The 19258-nt window shown below is 43.7% G+C and carries 17 protein-coding genes; 7 read left to right on the top strand and 10 right to left on the bottom strand.

Annotated elements, in window-relative coordinates; all coding sequences use genetic code 11:
- The first annotated feature begins 248 nt into the window (after positions 1 to 248).
- Together PP178_RS14305 and PP178_RS14300 are read left to right on the top strand one after the other, a co-directional pair.
- Complete coding sequence (locus tag PP178_RS14305; protein ID WP_272595041.1) at positions 249 to 3389, top strand: SusC/RagA family TonB-linked outer membrane protein; 3141 nt, start codon at positions 249 to 251, stop codon at positions 3387 to 3389.
- A gap of 4 nt (positions 3390 to 3393) precedes the next feature.
- Positions 3394 to 5082, top strand: a complete 1689-nt coding sequence (locus PP178_RS14300; RefSeq protein WP_272595040.1) for a RagB/SusD family nutrient uptake outer membrane protein — start codon at positions 3394 to 3396, stop codon at positions 5080 to 5082.
- A gap of 55 nt (positions 5083 to 5137) precedes the next feature.
- On the opposite strand, the gene PP178_RS14295 is transcribed toward PP178_RS14300, so the two are convergent.
- Together PP178_RS14295 and PP178_RS14290 are read right to left on the bottom strand one after the other, a co-directional pair.
- Entirely contained in the window at positions 5138 to 7252 is a 2115-nt protein-coding gene (locus tag PP178_RS14295; protein ID WP_272595039.1) for a thioredoxin domain-containing protein, read from the bottom strand.
- Positions 7253 to 7327: 75 nt separating this feature from the next.
- Entirely contained in the window at positions 7328 to 7987 is a 660-nt protein-coding gene (locus PP178_RS14290) for a dienelactone hydrolase family protein (RefSeq protein WP_272595038.1), read from the bottom strand.
- A 345-nt stretch (positions 7988 to 8332) separates the two neighbouring features.
- Here PP178_RS14290 and PP178_RS14285 point away from each other — a divergent pair, with 345 nt between their 5' ends.
- The 4 genes from PP178_RS14285 to PP178_RS14270 are packed head-to-tail and all read left to right on the top strand — an operon-like array spanning position 8333 to position 9734.
- A complete protein-coding gene (locus PP178_RS14285; RefSeq protein ID WP_272595037.1) occupies positions 8333 to 8497 on the top strand; it encodes a Lacal_2735 family protein in 165 nt (54 codons plus the stop codon).
- 40 nt (positions 8498 to 8537) lie between these two features.
- Positions 8538 to 8759, top strand: coding sequence for a hypothetical protein (locus tag PP178_RS14280; protein WP_272595100.1), 222 nt, complete (start codon positions 8538 to 8540; stop codon positions 8757 to 8759).
- Between the two features lie 30 nt (positions 8760 to 8789).
- Positions 8790 to 9071, top strand: coding sequence for a TIGR03643 family protein (locus tag PP178_RS14275; protein ID WP_272595036.1), 282 nt, complete (start codon positions 8790 to 8792; stop codon positions 9069 to 9071).
- Between the two features lie 27 nt (positions 9072 to 9098).
- Positions 9099 to 9734: a flavin reductase family protein gene (locus PP178_RS14270; RefSeq protein WP_272595035.1), complete on the top strand. Its 636-nt coding sequence runs from the start codon at positions 9099 to 9101 to the stop codon at positions 9732 to 9734.
- Positions 9735 to 9750: 16 nt separating this feature from the next.
- Here the strand turns inward: PP178_RS14270 and PP178_RS14265 are convergent, their stop codons facing one another.
- The 8 genes from PP178_RS14265 to PP178_RS14230 form a co-directional block, all read right to left on the bottom strand.
- Positions 9751 to 11073: a sugar porter family MFS transporter gene (locus tag PP178_RS14265; protein ID WP_272595034.1), complete on the bottom strand. Its 1323-nt coding sequence runs from the start codon at positions 11071 to 11073 to the stop codon at positions 9751 to 9753.
- A gap of 141 nt (positions 11074 to 11214) precedes the next feature.
- Complete coding sequence (locus tag PP178_RS14260; protein ID WP_272595033.1) at positions 11215 to 12267, bottom strand: NAD(P)-dependent alcohol dehydrogenase; 1053 nt, start codon at positions 12265 to 12267, stop codon at positions 11215 to 11217.
- A 92-nt stretch (positions 12268 to 12359) separates the two neighbouring features.
- Positions 12360 to 12782, bottom strand: coding sequence for an OsmC family protein (locus PP178_RS14255; protein ID WP_272595032.1), 423 nt, complete (start codon positions 12780 to 12782; stop codon positions 12360 to 12362).
- A 37-nt stretch (positions 12783 to 12819) separates the two neighbouring features.
- Positions 12820 to 13923: an alkene reductase gene (locus PP178_RS14250; protein ID WP_272595031.1), complete on the bottom strand. Its 1104-nt coding sequence runs from the start codon at positions 13921 to 13923 to the stop codon at positions 12820 to 12822.
- A 2-nt stretch (positions 13924 to 13925) separates the two neighbouring features.
- On the bottom strand, positions 13926 to 14606 hold the full coding sequence (locus tag PP178_RS14245) for a type 1 glutamine amidotransferase domain-containing protein (protein ID WP_272595030.1): 681 nt from the start codon (positions 14604 to 14606) through the stop codon (positions 13926 to 13928).
- Between the two features lie 186 nt (positions 14607 to 14792).
- Positions 14793 to 15374, bottom strand: a complete 582-nt coding sequence (locus tag PP178_RS14240; RefSeq protein ID WP_272595029.1) for a Crp/Fnr family transcriptional regulator — start codon at positions 15372 to 15374, stop codon at positions 14793 to 14795.
- A 212-nt stretch (positions 15375 to 15586) separates the two neighbouring features.
- On the bottom strand, positions 15587 to 16864 hold the full coding sequence (gene nhaD, locus PP178_RS14235; RefSeq protein ID WP_272595028.1) for a sodium:proton antiporter NhaD: 1278 nt from the start codon (positions 16862 to 16864) through the stop codon (positions 15587 to 15589).
- A 52-nt stretch (positions 16865 to 16916) separates the two neighbouring features.
- On the bottom strand, positions 16917 to 17423 hold the full coding sequence (locus PP178_RS14230; protein WP_272595027.1) for a hypothetical protein: 507 nt from the start codon (positions 17421 to 17423) through the stop codon (positions 16917 to 16919).
- Between the two features lie 748 nt (positions 17424 to 18171).
- Between PP178_RS14230 and PP178_RS14225 the strand changes: the two genes are divergently transcribed.
- Entirely contained in the window at positions 18172 to 19122 is a 951-nt protein-coding gene (locus tag PP178_RS14225; protein ID WP_272595026.1) for a hypothetical protein, read from the top strand.
- Positions 19123 to 19258 lie beyond the last annotated feature (136 nt).

The raw sequence follows: 19258 nt of genomic DNA, 5'->3' as shown, positions 1-19258 counted from the left end.
ATTAAAAATTAAATTCCCGATCAACTATTTTGCTAATGAAATCTCCCAATTAACATTTTGCGGATTTTAATAAAATGTTAATTAATTGACAAAATAGTTCCGACTCAGTTAGAAAAAAGTCCTTATTTTTAACCATATTATAAGTAATTCTTCCTGCCATCGCAATCCTAAACCGAATTTAAACCAAGGTAGACGCTGATGGTCAGGAGAATATCAACATCTATAACTAACCTAAACAACTCAAGATTATGAACCAAAGAAGTGATTATCACTCATTGAGATCAATGCGTGGTAACTTTAGCTATTTGACGGTTTTGTCTTTCTTGTTCTTCATGGTTGGGACGTTCGCATTTGCGAGCCCGACTGATGCATTGAGGTCCGAGTATGACATCCAACAAACGATCACAGGAACCGTCGTAGACGGAGACGGAATCCCCCTGGGAGGGGCAAATGTCCTTGTCAAGGGCACAACAACAGGTACCCAGACAGATTTTGATGGTAATTTTTCCATTGAAGCTGATTCTGATGCTGTGCTTGTTTTCAGTTTTGTCGGTTTTACACCGCAGGAAATCCCCGTAAACGGGCAAAGTGTAATTAATGTAACCATGGTAGAGGATGCCGCCCAGCTTAGCGAGGTGGTTGTCCTGGGGTATGCCTCCCAGACCCGTGGTGACGTAACCGGTTCTGTTGCCTCTGTAGATGTTGCGGAAGCCACCAAAACTCCGATTGTCAATGCTTCTGAAGCACTGGAAGGTAGGGTGACCGGGGTAACTGTAACAAATGCCGGTAGTCCCGGTGAGGCTCCGAAGATTAATATTCGTGGTTTTGGTACCAGTAACAACACTAATCCCTTATATATTATTGATGGGGTACAGACTGATAACAGTAACGTATTGAACAGTATCAACCCGGCAGACATTGACCAGATCAACGTCTTAAAGGATGGTGCAGCTGCGATCTACGGAGCAAGGGCATCTAACGGGGTTGTTATTATCACCACTAAAGGTGGGGGTTACAACCAGGAAGAAGCCATCGTATCCTTGAATGTCTACACCGGTATCTCCAGGGCTGTCAATACTCCCGAATTATTAAACGCCCAACAGCATGGAGAAATGATCTTCCAAAGTTTGGCTAACGACGGAGCCACATTGACCCACCCGCAGTATGGGGACGGACCATCACCTGTAGTGCCTAATACTTTACAGGGGTACACTCGGGTTGTATCATATGATCCTATCACCCGCGAACCTGTAACCGCAACGGTTCGCCCCGGAGGAACTGACTGGATAGACGCTATCACCCAGGATGCTCAGACTCAGAATGTATCGCTGTCGATTCAAAATGGAGGCGAAACAGGAAAATATTTTATGTCTGCTAATTACCTTAACAGGGAAGGGATATTCCTAACTACAGGATTTAAACAAGGTACCACCCGTCTGAACTCAGAATTCAAGATAGGTGACAGGATCATCATCGGGGAGCACTTAAACGCCTCCTTCTCTAATCGTTCTACCGGTAATACAGTGCAGGACGCTTTAAGAATGAGTCCTCTGATTCCTGTATACGACGATGAAGGAAACTTTGCAGGGACCGGGGGTCCCGGACTTAGTAATACCAGGAGTCCTGTTGCTCAACTTCTCAGGGGAGACGATAACTATAACAAGTTATTCCGCGTATTCGGAGACGTCTACTTACAGGCGAACGTTTATGAAGGGTTGACCTTAAAAACACTCTTTAGTGGAACAGTAGAGTCCGGGAACAACAGGTCTTTCCTTGCCCTGGATCCGGAATTCATAGAGCCACTGAGCACTAATACACTCACTGAATTTACTTTTAATAATTTTTCATGGACCTGGAGTAACACTGCCAACTACGCCAATTCTTTCGGAGATCACAATATTAATGTGTTAGCCGGTATAGAAGCGGTACAGGATCGCAGCAAAGGAAGCCAGATCTCCAGGAACGGATATTTATTTGAAACTCCGGACTTCTACCTTTTAAGTAATGGTAGTGGTACACCAAATGTTGATTTTGCCTATGATGGTGAAAATGCATTGTTCTCTGTTTTTGGTACCGCCACGTATTCTTACGCAGGAAAGTACTTTGGTACTGCAACGATTCGTAGAGATGAATCTTCAAGATTCCTTGGAGACAATAAAAGTGACATCTTCCCTTCATTCAGTGCAGGGTGGTTGATCAGCGATGAGGATTTCTTCCCTCAGGACGGATGGGTAAGTCGATTAAAGTTAAAAGCTTCTTACGGTCAGCTGGGTAACCAGACCCTTCCTACCAGTAACCCGACTATCAACATTTCTTCCCTGAACGAAGGATTGGCAAATTACTCCCTGGACGGCAGCTCCATTTCTACTGGTGCAATCCTTGACCAGGTTGGAAACCCCAACCTAAGATGGGAGACCAGTGAGGTAAAGAACCTCGGGGTAGATCTCGGAATGTTCGATAATACATTGAATATCTCCTTTGAGGTCTACGATAAGGATACTAAAGACCTGATCACTCGTGATTTCAGTCTTATCAGTACCACAGCCATTGATGCAACGGCTCCTTTGGTTAACCTTGGAGATATCCAAAACACAGGTTTTGACCTGGGTATAGGCTATGCCAACGAAACTTCTTATGGATTACAGTATAATATATCTGCCAACATCTCTCAGTACAAGAACGAGGTAAAAAATCTGATCTCTGATTTCCAGGTTGGACGAACCAACCTTAGAGGAGGAGCAGTAACCCGTACCGAAGTAGGCAGGGCTATCTCTGAATTCTACGGAAGAGAAGTTATTGGATTTACTGACGAAGGACGATTTGAATACCGGGATGTAGATGGTGACGGAACCATCGATGATGATGACCGAACCTATATCGGTTCTCCACACCCTGATTTTGTATACGGACTTAATGTTGCCTTGAATTATAAAGGCTTTGATATGTCCTTGTTCATTTCGGGCTCTCAAGGGAATGATGTTTACAACTATGATAAAATCTTCACCGATTTCCCAACCTTCTTCAATTCTAACCGAAGTGTCAGGGTATTGGATTCCTGGACACCCAGCAATACCGATGCTACCCTACCGGCATTGAGCCAATCGATTACTAATTCGGAAACTCAACCCAATTCTTTTTTCGTCGAGGACGCATCCTTTATGCGATTAAAGAATCTACAAGTTGGGTACACCTTCCCGGATGATATTGCGGCTACAGTAGGCATGGATATGCTTAGGTTGTATGTACAGGGAACCAACTTGTTCACCATCACCGGATATGACGGGTTTGATCCTGAGATCATCACATTTGATAACTTATCACTGGGTATAGACGAGAATACTTTCCCGCTATCCCAGATATTTACCATAGGTATTAACACCAAATTCTAAAAAAATGAAAAAGAGATTATTAATGTATGTAAGTGTGTTTATGAGCCTATTGGCTTGTAGTGACGACTTCACCACCGTTCCGGCGGTCGGCGCACTTAGCGACGATGCGCTTAAGAATGAGCAAGGGGTTAACCTTCTGCTTATCGGGGCATATTCTGCCCTAGACGGTATCCGTAATAACCAGGGTGCTGCTGACTGGACGGTCAGTGGAGATAACTGGTGGTTTGATGTCATATCGGACGATGCACATAAAGGGAGTACCGATGGTGACCAGGCCGACCTGTTCCTGATAGAAACCTATGACTGGACCAGTTCTAACCCATATTTCTTCGGAAAGTGGAACGGATTGTTTGCGGGAGTTAACAGGGCCAATGCGGTGATCAGCCTGATCAATTCTATTGAAGAAGGTGACTTTTCATCTCAATTGGCAGAAGCTCGCTTCTTAAGAGGACACTTTAATTTTGAATTGCAGAAGATCTATGGGAATGTTCCTTATATCTCTGCAGAGAATTATTCGAATACCGATTTCAACCAACCTAATCCCGGGTCTATCTGGGAAGAGATTGAGGCTGATTTCCAATTTGCCGTAGATAACTTGCCGGCCACACAATCACTGGTAGGGAAGCCTACCTCCTGGGCCGCTAAGGCTTTCCTTGGGAAAGTGCATTTATTCCAGCAGGATTATGCTGCTGCGGGTACACTTTTTGAAGATGTGATCAACAATGGGCCCTATGCCCTGAATGCGGAGTACCTGGATAATTTCAGTCTGGCAGGTGATAATAGTGCCGAATCTATCTTCGCTATCCAATTCACTACAGACGACGCACAATCCTTTAACGGGAACCGTGGTGGTACGCTGAACTTCCCCAACCCGGGACCTTTTGGTTCATGTTGTGGATTCTACCAGCCCACCCAGGACCTGGTTAATGCTTACCAGACCGATGGTACAGGGTTACCATTACTGGACACCTTTAACCAAAGTGATGTAGCCAATGATTACGGTGTTAATAGTGATGAAGCTTTTACTCCGGAAACAGGACCGCTAGATCCAAGGCTGGATTATACCGTTGGACGTAGAGGTATTGATTACAATGGATATGGAGAGCATATTGGTAAGGACTGGATCCGTGCCAGTTTTGCAGACATCTCTGGTCCGTACCTGCCTAAGAAAAATGTATACCAGGCAGGAGAAGATGCCAACCAGGGTACAGGTGCCTGGGGACAGCAACATTCAGGGATCAACTACCACATTATGAGGTATGCAGATCTGTTGTTAATGGCAGCAGAGGTAGCCGTGGAAAATGGCGATCTCACTAAGGCACTTGATTATGTGAACCAAGTACGTAACCGGGCTAAGAATATGACCTATGTTCAGGACGCCAGTGGTACTGCACCGGCAGCTAACTACCAGGTAGAGCCATATGCCTCTTTCCCTGACCAGGCTTTTGCCAGGAAAGCCGTTCGCTTTGAGCGTCGCCTGGAGCTCGCCATGGAAGGACATCGTTTGTTCGACCTGAGAAGATGGGGCGTGGCTGAAAGTGTAATCAATGAGTATATCGCCAACGAAGCGAGGACCATTGGTAACTTTGGTCAGAAGGCTAATCCTTACCAGCCAAAAATGGATCTCCTACCTATCCCGATCAATGCGATCGACCTGAGTGGTGGAGTACTTTCACAGAATCCAGGATTCTAGATAAATTTTAATTTTGAGTTGTTAGATGCGGGGCTTTTAGGCCCCGCATTTTTTTTTACTGCTGTACTAGACCGGGCCGATCAAGAAGTTGGATTGCATTCGGCACGGAAGTAACGGGCATTTTACAGCTGTGATCACGGCAAACATATATAAAGGTATCGCCCGGCACAAAGCGGTTCTTAAATAGTGCCTGCCCGCTTTTTTCCACAGCACCTACCAGCAGGGCATTCGGCAAAAAATGTGCATTCAATTCTTTAAGCTTTTCCACAGCATCCGGACCAACTACGGCCACCTCGTAATACGGGAACACGATTTGCAATAGCACAGAATTCCATTTTGCATACAGATCGGGCGACTGTTCGGCCATGGGCAAAATCAGCTGTAACATACCAGTGGAGCGCTTCAGGTATGTCTTATTGTAATCCAGGTGACCCAGGATCAACAGGTTTTCTGCCATCACGGCATTAGGAGAAGGAAGAACTCCATCATCAGTCTTATATATTGTAGCGATCAACTCGTTATCATCCTTAAAACGATACAAGCCATTCTGACTGTTATAGAATTTACGATCGGTTAGCTCAAGCATTTCCCTGGCACTGTCCAGGTATTGCTCATCAGTGGTTACTGAATACAAATCCAGGGCGGCACGTATAAAATAGGCGTAATCTTCCAGGAAACCTTCCTCCTGTTCACTCCCTTTCTTATAGGTATGGACCAATTGCTTCCCTTTCATGTTGTTCTCCACGAGGAAGCGGTAAATGTCCTTAGCTTTCTGTAAATAATGACTTTCGCCCAATGCCTTGTGAGCACTTATAAAACCACTGATCAGCAAGGCATTCCAGGAAGTGATGATCTTATCATCTACCCCTGGCCTGATCCGTTTATTCCTCAAAGGCAATAACTTATTCTTCCACTCTGCCTTACGTCTATCCAATGTTTTCTTATCCATAGCTCTTGTGCTGATGAACATACTGTCTGTTTGTGGCCTGGAAAGGATATAAGTGTTGTTTTCCCATGGCTGCTTCCCTTGGATTCCATAGTAGGCTGCAAATTCATCATATGAACTGCCAAGCACAGTTTTAAGGCTATCGGTCTTCCAGGTATAGTACTTACCTTCCTCTCCTTCACTATCGGCATCCAGTGCCGCATAGTATGCGCCGTTCGGGTGACGCATCTCCCTTTCCAGGTAATCCGTAGTTTCCTCAATCACATTGGCGTACTCCTGATTTTTTAATAAAGAATAACCTTCCGCATAGAGCGCAATAAGTTGAGCATTGTCGTAAAGCATTTTTTCAAAATGCGGTATCTGCCAACGATCATCGGTGCTATACCTGTAAAATCCACCACCTAATTGATCATAGACTCCTCCCCTGGCCATATGATCCATTGTGGATTGAACAAAAGAAAGCGCATGATTATCCTGTGCCAGGAAAGCATATTGCATTAGAAAAGAAATATTGACCGGGAGCATGAATTTCTGCTGCCCTTTCTGACCGCCATATTCGAGGTCCCATTGTGGCCCCCAGGTATTGACGATCTGTTTTACTTTCTGCTGATTTAAGACCTGATCTTCGGCTGGCTTTGACACCAGGTTTACTGCCTGGATTCCCTGGGCCACTTTATCTGCATATTCCCGAGCCCGTTCAGGGGACTCCTTATACAGGGTGCTGATTTCTTGCAACACCGTCATCCATTCTTCTTTGGTATGATATGTGCCTCCATAAAGCGGCTTGCCATCTGGGAGTGTGATCACATTCAGAGGCCATCCTCCGGAACCTTGTAAAAGCTGTAATGCCGTCATATAGACCTGGTCTATATCGGGTCGTTCTTCCCGGTCTACCTTGATATTAATGAAATTCTTATTCATTAATTCGGCCACTTCAGTGTCCTCAAAAGTCTCTTCTTCCATCACATGGCACCAGTGGCAGGATGAATACCCGATACTGACCAGGACCAATTTATCTTCCTTTGCGGCTTCTTCAAGGGCCTCCTCACTCCATGGGCGCCAATTAACCGGGTTATGGGCATGCTGTAGGAGATATGGGCTGGTTTCATTAACCAGGGCATTGGTAAACTCATATTTCTCTTCTTTCTCCGGTTCACCTTTACAGGCTAATACGATCAAAAATAGAGACAGGAGTGCGGGGATAAGTAATTTTCTACGGAACATTCAGGAAAGTCTATGAAATATATCAGCCGCTAAAATACAATATTCCCTATCATTTTGCTTTTTAGAGTTGCTGCATCAGTCCGGCAACTTGTTCCGCTGCTGCTCTATCATCCATTCGTACAGAGCGTCGTTTTCATAGGCCGGCACCCAGGCGGCATGGCCCAGACCTTCATATACCGTGAATCTTACATTGTAGCCCAGACTTTTCAGTTTCCGAACCATATTCTCAGATTCGGAAAAGGGGATAGATTTGTCCTCCGTTCCATGGAAAACCCAGATGGGCATGGCCTTATCTATCCATGCGGCATAGGGTAAAGGTGCCATTCCACATACCACTGCCATTGCGGCGAAAGTAGTAGGATATTGTACGGCTAATTCCCATGCGGCGCTCCCTCCCCGGCTCAGGCCGGTCAGGTAAATCTTTTTCCTGTCTACACGGTTATTCGCAACAATGGTATCTAGCAATTGCATAACTGCCCTGGTATTCCACCACTGCCTTTTATGCGGATTCTGGGGAGCAAGGATCAAAAATGGAAATTCTTTTCCTTGGGCCAATAACTTGGGAGGCCCGTTGAGTTTTACTTTTTCAAGGGCTTCACCGGACTCACCCCCTCCGTGAAGAAACAAGAGCAAAGGAAATTTTTCATCAGGAGAAGATTCGTAATCTTCCGGGTAATACAGGTAGTACCGTAAATTTTCATTGACCACGGTTTGTTCTTCGTCCTGTATAAGCATGGATTGTGAGGCACAACTACTGCAAAACATCAGCACTAATCCACATAAACACCTTAATATCCATTTCATCTATTGCTTGCTGTTATATAATTTATACATTGGCCGTGCCAGCGGATCACCCTTGGTTTTCCGCGGCGCTAAGGTACAATAAACAGGACTCAGATATTTGATGTAAAACGATCAAAATGAATCGTTTTCGCATCAATTACATGCTTTAAAAAAAGCTACGTTGCCCGGTCTGCGTTAAAACAATGTTATTTTGTTCAGTTTATTATCGATTTCATTAAACAGGTTGTACATTTACTTGTAAGTAATTGGGAAATTTCCCTACTAAAGATAATTTGTATGTTTGGGCTGTTTAAGAAAAAGTCAGAAAAAGAAAAACTCGGTGAAAAATATAAGAAACTAATGTCCGAGGCCCATCAACTTTCAACAACCAATCGAAAGCTGAGCGACGAGAAAGTATACGAGGCAGATCAGGTCCTGAAAAAAATGGACCAACTAGGTTAACGTTAGTTTCATTGCTAAAAGCGAATTATTTATGATGACAATGGATTTACAAGAAAGAGTTTCAGAATTTTTACAGCTGAAAATGTCACATATGTCTACAAGTGACAGGATTACGGCATCTCGTAAAGCAAAAGATCTTATCCTGGAACTCAACGAGATCTACAAGGTTAAAAAAGACCAGAAGATCATGGATACTATGAAGAAAATCACGGAAGTTAAGCGAAAAGTAGAAAAAAGACTTAAAGGAAGAATTACGGTATAGGCAAGCACCATTGCCGTGGATTCTCACACTATGGGAAATAACTTTACAGAAAGACAGTTAGACCGCATTATAGAGATGGCCTGGGAAGACCGCACTCCTTTCGAGGCCATAGAGTACCAATTTAATCTCCCGGAAAAGGAAGTCATTAAGCTCATGCGGACCCAGCTTAAAGAAAGCAGTTTTAAACGGTGGCGACAAAGAGTTAACAGCGGCCCGAGCCAGAAACATTTAAAAAAGCGCAATCCCGGTATGATCCGGTTTAAAAGTTCCAGGCAAAAATCGATCAGCGGGAATAAAATAAGTAAGCGGTAAGTACTTCTGTCGCAGTATAGCAAATGGATGATGAATCTGAATAAAGAGCAGATTTCCAGACTGGACAGGGTCCGGAAAATCAAGATACTGAATGGAATCAGCGGAATAAAGCCGGCGAACCTGATCGGCACCATTTCCACTAAGGGGGCGACTAACCTCGCTATCTTCAGTTCTGTGATGCATTTGGGCAGTGACCCAGCCCTACTCGGATTCATTATGAGACCAATTGGTGAGGTCCCCAGGCACACTTACGACAACATTCTGGAGACCCATAGTTACACGATCAATCACGTACACCCGGATTTCATAAAGAAAGCCCATTACACCTCTGCTAAATTTGAGAAAAACACCTCAGAATTCCATTCCTGTGGATTAAACGAGGAATTCCATCATGAAACTCAAGCCCCTTTTGTCAGAGAAAGTAAAGTGAAATTGGGGATGACCTTTGTGGAAGATCTGCTGATCAAACACAACAATACACGGTTGATCATTGGCGAGATCACCCAATTAATTCTCCCTGATGCTGCCCTGGATAAGTATGATGAATTAAATTATGAATGGTTGGATACTGTTGGGACCTCCGGTCTCAATGGCTATTATGGCGTTCGTAAAATAGGTCGATTTCCGTATGCCCGGATGGGACAGATTCCTGAAGATCTTTAATTGTCTTAAATTAAATCTACCTTTTAGTTCCTAACAATTTTGCACTGAGCGCCTCCAGGGATATTCCTTTGGTTTCCGGCATCATAAAAGCCACAAACAGCAATTGAAGGACCATCATAAAGGCGAAAAATGCAAATACGCTTCCCGTACCAACGCTTGAGAATAGCAAGGGAACCAAGGAGGGAATTGCCGCTGCGAGCACCCAGTGAACGGAACTTCCAAAACTCTGACCTGAGCCCCTCAAGTGGTTTGGGAATATCTCAGAAATATATACCCATATCACCGTTCCCTGCCCTATGGCATGCGCCGCAATGAATATAAACAGGAAATAGGCAACAGAAAGGCCTTCCCATCCGAAGAAAAAAGCACAGGCTACCAGGGACAGCGAAATAATATACCCTACAGAACCTATGTACATCAACTGTTTTCTTCCCATGCGGTCTATCAGGTTAATACCTATTAATGTAAATACCATGTTGGTCACCCCGATTCCAATACTGCTCAATAAGGCAGTACTGGCCCCCAGCCCTGCTTCTTCCAGTATTCGCGGCGCATAATATAAGAAGGCATTGATCCCTGAAAACTGGTTAAAAAAGGCGATAAGGAAGGCAAGGATTAGAGGAAAGCGATATTTCTTCATGAAGATATTCTCTCCTTTTGGGTTTTCACTGTTTTCTTTATTAATCTGGGCGATCAAAGTATCCAGGTCCTGGCCCGGGCTTACAATACCCAATAGCCTCCTCCCCTCTTCCTGCTTGCCTTTAGAAAGCAACCAACGGGGACTTTGCGGGATGACAAAAGCAAGTAGGGTATAGATCAATGCAGGGATAGCCTCAACGCCCACCATCCATCGCCATGCATTTTCCCCGATGCCACTTAACAGGTAATTGGAAAAGAAAGCGATCAGGATACCAAACACTATATTGAATTGATAGAGTCCCACGAGCTTGCCCCTGTCTTTGGCCGGCGCTATTTCCGAGATGTATGTGGGGGCAGCAATGGTGGATGCCCCGACCCCAAGTCCTCCCAGGAAACGGAAGACCGCGAAAGTAATCGGGTCACCTGCAAGGGCAGATCCTACTGCGGAGACAGTATACAATATCCCTATGCCGATCAAAGTTTTTTTCCGCCCGAATCTATCGGTTGGAAAACCTCCGAGAAGTGCGCCGATGACCGTACCCCACAAAGCAATTCCAATGACCACTATCCCATGAAAAGAATCGGATGAGTTCCAGAGAGCCTGCAATTGTTTGTCAGCACCGGAGATGACAACAGTGTCAAATCCGAATAAAAACCCAGCTAAGGCGGCCGTTACGGACCATAACCATAATTTTCTCATGAATGCTTGTAGTTTGGTTAGCTAAACCATTAAAGTAGTAAAATCTGCCAAGAATTCACGGTCAAAAAAGTCATACCTCAAAACTCTTCCATAAAAAAAGGGGCCATTGGCCCCTTGAAAATTATCTGTATGCTGTAATTCCTAGTTTTTTAAAGATTTCATATCGATCACAAATCGGTACTTTACATCAGAACTGGTCACCCTGTCATAGGCTTCATTAATATTATCCATGCTGATCATTTCCACATCCGAAACAATGTTATGTTCCCCACAGAAATCGAGCATCTCCTGGGTCTCAGCTATCCCCCCGATAAGGGATCCTGCAACTCTCTTACGCCCCATTACAAGTCCTCCTCCATGTACGGCATCCAGGGGCTCAATAGCTCCTACCAATACCATGGTAGCATCCCTTTTTAGAAGATTGATATAGGGATTAATGTCATGGCCTACAGGCACTGTATTCAGCAAGAAATCAAAAGAACCTGCGTGTTCATTCATCTCTTCTTCATCCTTAGAAATCAGGACTTCATCTGCTCCCAAGCGCTTGGCATCTTTCGCCTTATCCGGAGAGGTGGTGATCATCACTACATGTGCACCCATGGCGTGGGCAAATTTGATCCCCATATGTCCGAGTCCTCCCAATCCAATAATTCCTACTTTATCTCCTTCTTTAACGCCCCAGTGGTTCAGGGGTGAAAAAGTAGTGATCCCGGCACACAGCAAAGGTGCAACGGCCTTTTGGTCTAAATTTTCCGGGATATTCAATACAAAATCCTGGTCCACAACAACCATTTCAGAATACCCTCCGAAGGTATGACCACCGAGGTGTTCATCTTTCCCGTTATAAGTAGGAACCATCCCGTTCTCACAATATTGCTCTAAATCGTCTTTGCATGCATTACATTCCCGGCAGGAATCAACCATACAACCGACACCCACTAACTGACCCTCCTTAAAATTCTTGACCTGGTCCCCAACGGCAACGACGTGCCCTATGATCTCATGCCCGGGTACTACAGGGTACTTACTGTTCTTCCAGTCATTTCTGACCTGGTGAATATCACTGTGACATACCCCGCAGTATGTTATTTCTATTTTAACGTCTTTAGGCCCTACTTCGCGCCTTTTGATCGTCATGGGTTCAAGGTCTGCTTGTTTATCCTTGGCTCCGTATGCTTTTATTTCTGTACTCATAATTTTGTTTTGTATTTGTTAGCGGCAGGCGAATCTTATACCAGCCCTTATCGCTTTACTTCTTAATTTTTTATCGCGTATAAATCCCCCGTCTAGGCGTTCAGGCTAAGCTGCAATTCTATCTCGGTATTCAACAGTTTTGAAATAGGGCAAACCTCTTTAGCCTTGTTAGCTATTTTGCCAAATTGCTCTTCGTCAATTCCAGGTACATCACCTTTGACATCCAGGGTGATCTTATTTACGGCACCGTCCTCGAAGCTGACTTTTGCATCAGTATTCAAGCTGGTCGGTGTAAACCCTTCCTCTCCTAACAGGAAACTCAGCTGCATTGTAAAGCAGCCTGCATGCGCTGCACCGATCAGTTCTTCGGGATTGGTACCCTTATCTCCGTCTTCAAACCTGGTGTGAAATGAATACTGCGTATTTTCAAGGACCCCGCTTTGGGTATTTAATGTTCCTTTTCCTTCTTTTCCACTTCCTTTCCATTGAGCGGAAGCTTTTCTATTGAATTTCATGCTGTATTTTTTTGATTTGTATTGATAACAATTCCTCTTAAATCTCTGCTTTGATCTCGTAATCCAGGTAACCTTCTTTCCCGGGAGTATAAAAAGTATCCTTATCCCAATCCGCAAGAGGAATTCCTTCCCTGAACCTGGCTACCAGGTCTGGATTAGATATATAGGGTTTCCCGAAAGCTACCAAGTCTGCATAACCATCTTCTACAACCTTATTTCCTTTTTCCTGGTCAAAATCTCCATTGATGATCAGTGTTCCATTGTATAACGGACGAAAGTGTTTCGCTATCTCTTTTACCGCGTAGGGAACATCAGAAACATCCGTGAACGGTTCTGACAAGTGAATATAGGCCAGGTCGTAATCATTCAACCTGTTGATGATATATTCAAATGTCGGGATGGTATTTTCATCCATAGTGATGCCGAACAACTTATGGAGTGATGGATTAAACCTTGCACCTATCTGCTGTTCCGGGATTTCTTCTTTAACTGCATCGAGGACTTCGAAAAAAAAGCGAGCCCTGTTTTCAATACTCCCACCGTATTCATCTGTTCTGATGTTGGAAGTACTGTTAAAAAACTGGTGGAACAGGTAGCCGTTAGAAGAGTGAATCTCCACACCGTCAAAGCCCGCTTGAACCGCGTTCCGGGCTGCAAGCCGGAATTCTTCAATAGTTTCTGAAATCTCCTCTTTGGTCATTTCCTTAGGGGTCACCGTGTCTTTCATCCCTTGGGGCGTAAAGGATTGGGCATTTGGATTAAGAGCGGAAGGCGCCAGTGGTAATTCCCCATTGTGAAAGTCCGGGTGAGACATCCGTCCCACGTGCCAAAGCTGTATATATATTTTCCCGCCTTCCTCATGCACGCTTTCGGTTACTTTTTTCCAACCGGCTACCTGCTCATCTGAATGGATCCCCGGGGTATTAATATACCCTACTGCCCTCTCGGACACCTGCGAGCCCTCGGTAATGATAAGTCCTGCCGTAGAACGTATCCTGTAGTAGACCGGCTGTAATCCTTCGGTAGGTTTGTTTTCCGGGTTATTAGCCCTGGAGCGGGTCATAGGAGCCATTACAACCCTGTTTTCCGTTTCAAAATTTCCTTTTTTATATGGGCGTAACAATGCTTGTTCTTCTCTCATTCTTACTGCAATTTTTTCATTAATATCTCTGCCACTTTTTCAGAGGAAGCAGGGTTCTGCCCGGTGATCAGTAATCCATCCTCAACGGCGTATGGTTCCCAATCGGATGCCTTGGTATATTTTCCACCGTTCTCTTTTAACATCTCTTCCACCAGGAATGGAACTATATCGGTAAGTTCTACACCCTCTTCTTCTTCATTGGTGAAGCCCGCAACTTTCCGGTCTTTTACCAGCGGTTCTCCCATTACGTTTTTTACGTGCTTAAGGACTGCCGGGGCATGGCATACAAATGCTACCGGTTTCTCATTCTTATAGAAACTTTCAATAAGGCCTATGGATGTTGGGTCTTCTACGAGGTCCCATAATAATCCATGTCCTCCTGGATAAAACACAGCGTCAAAGCCTTTCTGATCAATGGTATTGAGCTTTAGTGTATGTGCGAGCTTTTCCTTCGTTTTATCATCCTTATCAAAGCGTTTGGTGGCCTCGGTGGCCGCATCTTCAGAATCACTCATCGGGTCTATAGGAGGTTGTCCACCTTCAGGAGACGCCAAGGTAACTTCGTAACCTGCATCGATCAATTTATAATAGGGAGCCGCAAATTCTTCGACCCAAAAACCTGTTTTCTTTCCGGTATCCCCCATTTTATCATTGCTGGTAAGGACAAATAATATATTCTTCATCTTAATCTTATGTATTTAAGGATTAGTAATCAGGGGCGAGAATTCATTCCATCCTCCTACCATGACCAAGTCAGGATGACAGCCGGTGAGGTAGAAAGCCCCATTTGTTTTATCTCGCTCTATAGTAAGCGATTAAATCAAAGGTAGCTGAAACAAAAGGCAATAAAATTGACCTATATCAAGAAATCAGGCCGACTTCACTAATTTACGCCTGATCCTGCTCAGACTCTCGGGAGAAGCACCGAGGTAATTGGCGATATGATAATTGGCTACCCTTTTTTCAATATTGGGATACGCCTTGCAGAATTCGAGGTATCGTTCTTTTAGCGACTTTTCCAGGGAAGATAATACGCGTCCTCTCAATGAAATAAAAGCATTAGTCACCAGTAAGCGGAAGTAGCGTTCAAATTTTGGGACCCGCTCAAAAAGTAGCTGCAAATCGTCATAGCTGATCGCCATCAAGCTTGAATCTTCCAGTGCCTCGATATATAAGCGCGAGTTCACCTGGTTGTAGAAAGCATCAAAATCGCCTACCCACCAGTTTTCTATGGCAAACTGTATAATATGTTTATCCCCGGATTCATCCAGGTAATAAGCTTTAAGACAACCTTGAACCACAAAATACTCATGTTCTATACGTGCTCCTGGACTTACCAGTAAAGCCTTTTTATTAATCTCCATGGTACTTAGAAGGGAAGTAAAATATGCTTCTTCCTCTGCAGTTAAGGAAATATATCTGCCAACATGCTCCAGGATCATATCATACATGAGTGCTGATTAAGATGTCTAAGGTAAATAAAATTGACAGCTTATCTTTGGTTGTATTACGATATACAGCCACTTATAGATACACGCCACCTACTGGGAGCCCGATATTCAGTGCTAAGCAAAAAAGCCTGCGGACAATATGCCCCTGGCTTTTAATTAAGCTGTTAATTTCTTCTTCTGATCATAAGAAACTATGTATACATATAGACCGATTACATGATATGGCCTTTATGCATCAGGAAAACAATAATACCTGATAAGTAGCCAACAAGGGCTAACCACGCGATACGCCTCAGGTACCACACGAAATCAATTTTGAGAATTCCCATGGCTGCTACCCCGGCTGCGGAGCCTATAATCAGGACACTGCCCCCGGTACCCGCACAATAAGCCAGGAAAGTCCAGAACTCATGGTCCTGTGGATATACTTCCATAGAATACATACCCATGGCACCTGCTACCAAAGGCACGTTATCAATTATAGCAGAAAGGAGCCCCAGAAGGGTGTTCGTCATATGAAAATCACTGAATGATGATTCCAGGGTTTCTCCGAGAACAAGGAGTGATCCGTTGGCTTCCAGGGAGGCTACGGCCAACAGGATACCCAGGAAGAAAAGTATACTTGGGGTATCTATACGCTGTATGGTAGCTGCTACCGTTAATTTATGACGAATTTCTGTTGGCTTTTTACGATGTATGATCTCCGTTATCACCCAGAAAACACTAAGGCTGAACAACATTCCCATAAAAGGAGGTAAATGAGTAACTGCTTTAAAAACAGGCACCATCAGTAAAAGGATTACACCCAATAACAGGATCAGGTTGCTCTCTTTCTCCTTCAACGGCTGTATTTCTTTTGATCCCTCATCCAATGGCTCAACAGCCAGCCCACGAAACTTGAAGGAGGCCAGGGCTAACGGAACCAAAAGACAAGCTACGCTGGGCAGGAAAGTCTCTGTAATGATGGTTCCTGTAGTAACGTGGCCGGCATTCCAAAGCATAATGGTCGTCACATCCCCTATAGGAGACCATGCTCCCCCGGCATTTGCCGCGATGATGATAAAACCTGCAAAGAACCACAGCTCTTCACGTTTGGTCATGAATTTTTTAATGATCGCCATCATCACAATGGTCGTAGTAAGGTTGTCCAGTACGGCAGATAGGAAGAATGTAAGGACAGATAGCGTCCAGAGCAAGCCTGTTTTTGATCTGATTCGCACTACCCGCTGAATGATCCCAAAGCCATTATGGCTATCTATCAGTTCAACGATCGTCATGGCACCCAGGAGAAAAAACAGGATCTCTGCAATGTCTTCAAAGTGTTCCTTGAGATGGTGTAAAGTTTCAGGAAGGTTCTCGGTCTGCAGTGCCAGGAGAAGCCATAACAGCACTCCTAAAAAGAGTGCCGTTCCGGCTTTATCAATCTTAATTTTATGTTCTAAAGCAATCAGAACATATCCCAGAATGAAAATCAATGCTAAGGTGGCCATTTAAATTAATTTAAGTAGTGAATACTATCGAATGACCTAAAATGGATGGCTATCATGCTACCCTGTTACCCCGCTGGTAACTGCGAATATGTTTGCTAATAATCTGCCTCCATTTTTCAGCTCTTCGTATTTCATAATCCTGTGAAAAATTGATCTTATTGTCATACAAGTTTAGAAATAATTTATTTTCCTCGTGGTGAAAACTAAGCTCTAAATCCACCCGTTCCAGGATCTCGGTTTTTTTATCTTTAACCCTCGGGTATTTCCTGACTTCAATAACTTTACACTGGGACAAATTATTCAGATCTATTACCGTATCTGTCTTAACCGAGTCATAGCTTTTAATGAACAGAAGTTTTTTCAATTGGTCGTCTATACCGATGTAATTCTGTTCCCAGGCCTCTTCCATGATGATATTGAGTTGATGGGCATTTACCGCTTTGTGATATGTTACTTGCCATTGTTTACGGCTGGCTCTACCGTTGCTTTCTAAGAAATAATAGGGTATGAATACACTGCCTACAAGGACCAGTGATATTATTATAATTCCAGTTTCCATAAGTATAAAATGTAATGTAATGTGATGTATGCTCATTGCGTATCCGGCAAATCCGCGATAACACCCAACAGGCAGTTATTTCGCAGTAAAAATCCGAAACAAAAATTTTTACGAATTCGTAAAAAATACATCAGGGAAAGAAATGGAAGGGATAAATAATCTCCGTACTACCCAATGATGGGCTTATAAAACGGCAAGAGATAAGGTAAAGTGCCTCACAAGCCAGAGAGACCGGCTTGATGGTTGTAGCGTAAAAGCTTATAGTGACAATGAGATTTATTGTATCCCACTCCTTTACCTCCGGGACTTCTAATTGATTAGTATGAAGAAAAACCCTGGAATCCAGTTCGGGATTGGGGGTCGTTTTTTTAGAGAATGCATCAGATACCGCTAAGCTATTAGGCGAGTCTAACGTTGTAATGCCGGCATAGACCTGGCTTACAAGTACCGATAAAAGCAGAAAAAATAACAGCCTGGTGGCGGACATTCTTTGTATCTAAAACTGGGATAAAGGTATCTAATTAAACAATTAATGATATGTTAATTTTTCAAATGAACAAGCTTTTATAATTTAACATACTCCACTATAGACTAATCAGTTAAGCACTAAAAAGCCGGTGCCATTTATATAACATTCTGATAATAATAAGATAACCTTGCGGCTAAATTTCAATAACAATTATCATCGTCATTTGCGGGCATTTTCAAGGATATAGTTAGAACCGTATCCCTTAACAAACGAATACTAATGGAACAGTCAATTATATATTTAGGATTTCTTATTGCAGCCTACTCGGTGATCGCCAATGATGTGATCCAGACGCTGGGAACATTTCTAGCCTCTAACTACAAAAAAAAATGGTGGGTTCTCTGGAGTTTTGCCTCCGTTATCCTCTGTGCCACCTTGCTCTATGGATGGTATGTGAACCAGGGGGATGTCTCCTATGGCAGGTTAGACACCATCCCACTTCCTGAAGATATGCCCTGGTGGTATTTACTTGCCCCTATCACCCTTCTGGTGATCACTCGACTGGGAATTCCCGTCAGCACTACCTTTATGATCCTCAGCGTATTTTCTTCAGAAGTAATTATCCAAAAGATGATCTTAAAATCGGTTGTGGGTTATGCCATTGCATTAGTGTCCGCCCTATTGATCTATTTGGTAATCGCGAAGCACTTTGAATCGGACAAGGCCCTTGAACGGATGGACAAGAAACAAAAGCGATATTGGATAGCGGCGCAATGGGTTTCAACCGCATTCTTGTGGTCACAGTGGCTGATACAGGATTTTGCTAACATATTCGTATTCCTGCCAAGACAGCTGAGTGTTTCAGAGTTATTGATCTCCCTGGCCGTCATCTTAGCTATAATGGCCTATATCTTTAACAGCAGGGGTGGAAAGATCCAGAAGATCGTCAACCAGAAATCCAACAGCAGGAATATCAGGTCAGCCACCCTTATTGATTTATTTTACGGCTTCTTACTGTATTTTTATGGCAACATGAATAATATTCCCATGAGTACCACCTGGGTATTTATCGGAATCCTGGCAGGGCGTGAAATTGCGGTACACTACCTATTGAACAACAAACAAATGAAAAAAGCATATGTGCTGATAGGCAAGGATTTCGCAAAGGTCAATATCGGTCTTGTGGTCAGTATCCTTATAGCCTGGATCATTCAGCTGATAAAAGTCTGACAAACAATTTTATAGGTGATTTTTATCACCCGGATGCGACATGTTTTTTGTATCTTTAGTAAAGGTGGCAGGTGATCGCTTATCACTGACATTTAAACTTGATTTCCTATCTCCTCCACCGATAAAAGTAATTCTA

This window comes from Zeaxanthinibacter sp. PT1, assembly GCF_028464225.1.
Lineage (GTDB): Bacteria > Bacteroidota > Bacteroidia > Flavobacteriales > Flavobacteriaceae > Zeaxanthinibacter.
The sequence above is the reverse complement of the archived record's forward strand: the minus strand, read 5'-3'. Positions and strand labels throughout refer to the sequence as shown.

Bases quoted from the DNA above. Each gene is read 5' to 3' on its own strand.
- PP178_RS14305 (WP_272595041.1), top strand. From the start codon at position 249: ATGAACCAAAGAAGTGATTATCACTCATTGAGATCAATGCGTGGTAAC.
- PP178_RS14300 (WP_272595040.1), top strand. From the start codon at position 3,394: ATGAAAAAGAGATTATTAATGTATGTAAGTGTGTTTATGAGCCTATTG.
- PP178_RS14295 (WP_272595039.1), bottom strand. From the start codon at position 7,252: ATGTTCCGTAGAAAATTACTTATCCCCGCACTCCTGTCTCTATTTTTG.
- PP178_RS14290 (WP_272595038.1), bottom strand. From the start codon at position 7,987: ATGCTTATACAGGACGAAGAACAAACCGTGGTCAATGAAAATTTACGG.
- PP178_RS14285 (WP_272595037.1), top strand. From the start codon at position 8,333: ATGTTTGGGCTGTTTAAGAAAAAGTCAGAAAAAGAAAAACTCGGTGAA.
- PP178_RS14280 (WP_272595100.1), top strand. From the start codon at position 8,538: ATGGATTTACAAGAAAGAGTTTCAGAATTTTTACAGCTGAAAATGTCA.
- PP178_RS14275 (WP_272595036.1), top strand. From the start codon at position 8,790: ATGGGAAATAACTTTACAGAAAGACAGTTAGACCGCATTATAGAGATG.
- PP178_RS14270 (WP_272595035.1), top strand. From the start codon at position 9,099: ATGATGAATCTGAATAAAGAGCAGATTTCCAGACTGGACAGGGTCCGG.
- PP178_RS14265 (WP_272595034.1), bottom strand. From the start codon at position 11,073: ATGAGAAAATTATGGTTATGGTCCGTAACGGCCGCCTTAGCTGGGTTT.
- PP178_RS14260 (WP_272595033.1), bottom strand. From the start codon at position 12,267: ATGAGTACAGAAATAAAAGCATACGGAGCCAAGGATAAACAAGCAGAC.
- PP178_RS14255 (WP_272595032.1), bottom strand. From the start codon at position 12,782: ATGAAATTCAATAGAAAAGCTTCCGCTCAATGGAAAGGAAGTGGAAAA.
- PP178_RS14250 (WP_272595031.1), bottom strand. From the start codon at position 13,923: ATGAGAGAAGAACAAGCATTGTTACGCCCATATAAAAAAGGAAATTTT.
- PP178_RS14245 (WP_272595030.1), bottom strand. From the start codon at position 14,606: ATGAAGAATATATTATTTGTCCTTACCAGCAATGATAAAATGGGGGAT.
- PP178_RS14240 (WP_272595029.1), bottom strand. From the start codon at position 15,374: ATGTATGATATGATCCTGGAGCATGTTGGCAGATATATTTCCTTAACT.
- nhaD (WP_272595028.1), bottom strand. From the start codon at position 16,864: ATGGCCACCTTAGCATTGATTTTCATTCTGGGATATGTTCTGATTGCT.
- PP178_RS14230 (WP_272595027.1), bottom strand. From the start codon at position 17,423: ATGGAAACTGGAATTATAATAATATCACTGGTCCTTGTAGGCAGTGTA.
- PP178_RS14225 (WP_272595026.1), top strand. From the start codon at position 18,172: ATGGAACAGTCAATTATATATTTAGGATTTCTTATTGCAGCCTACTCG.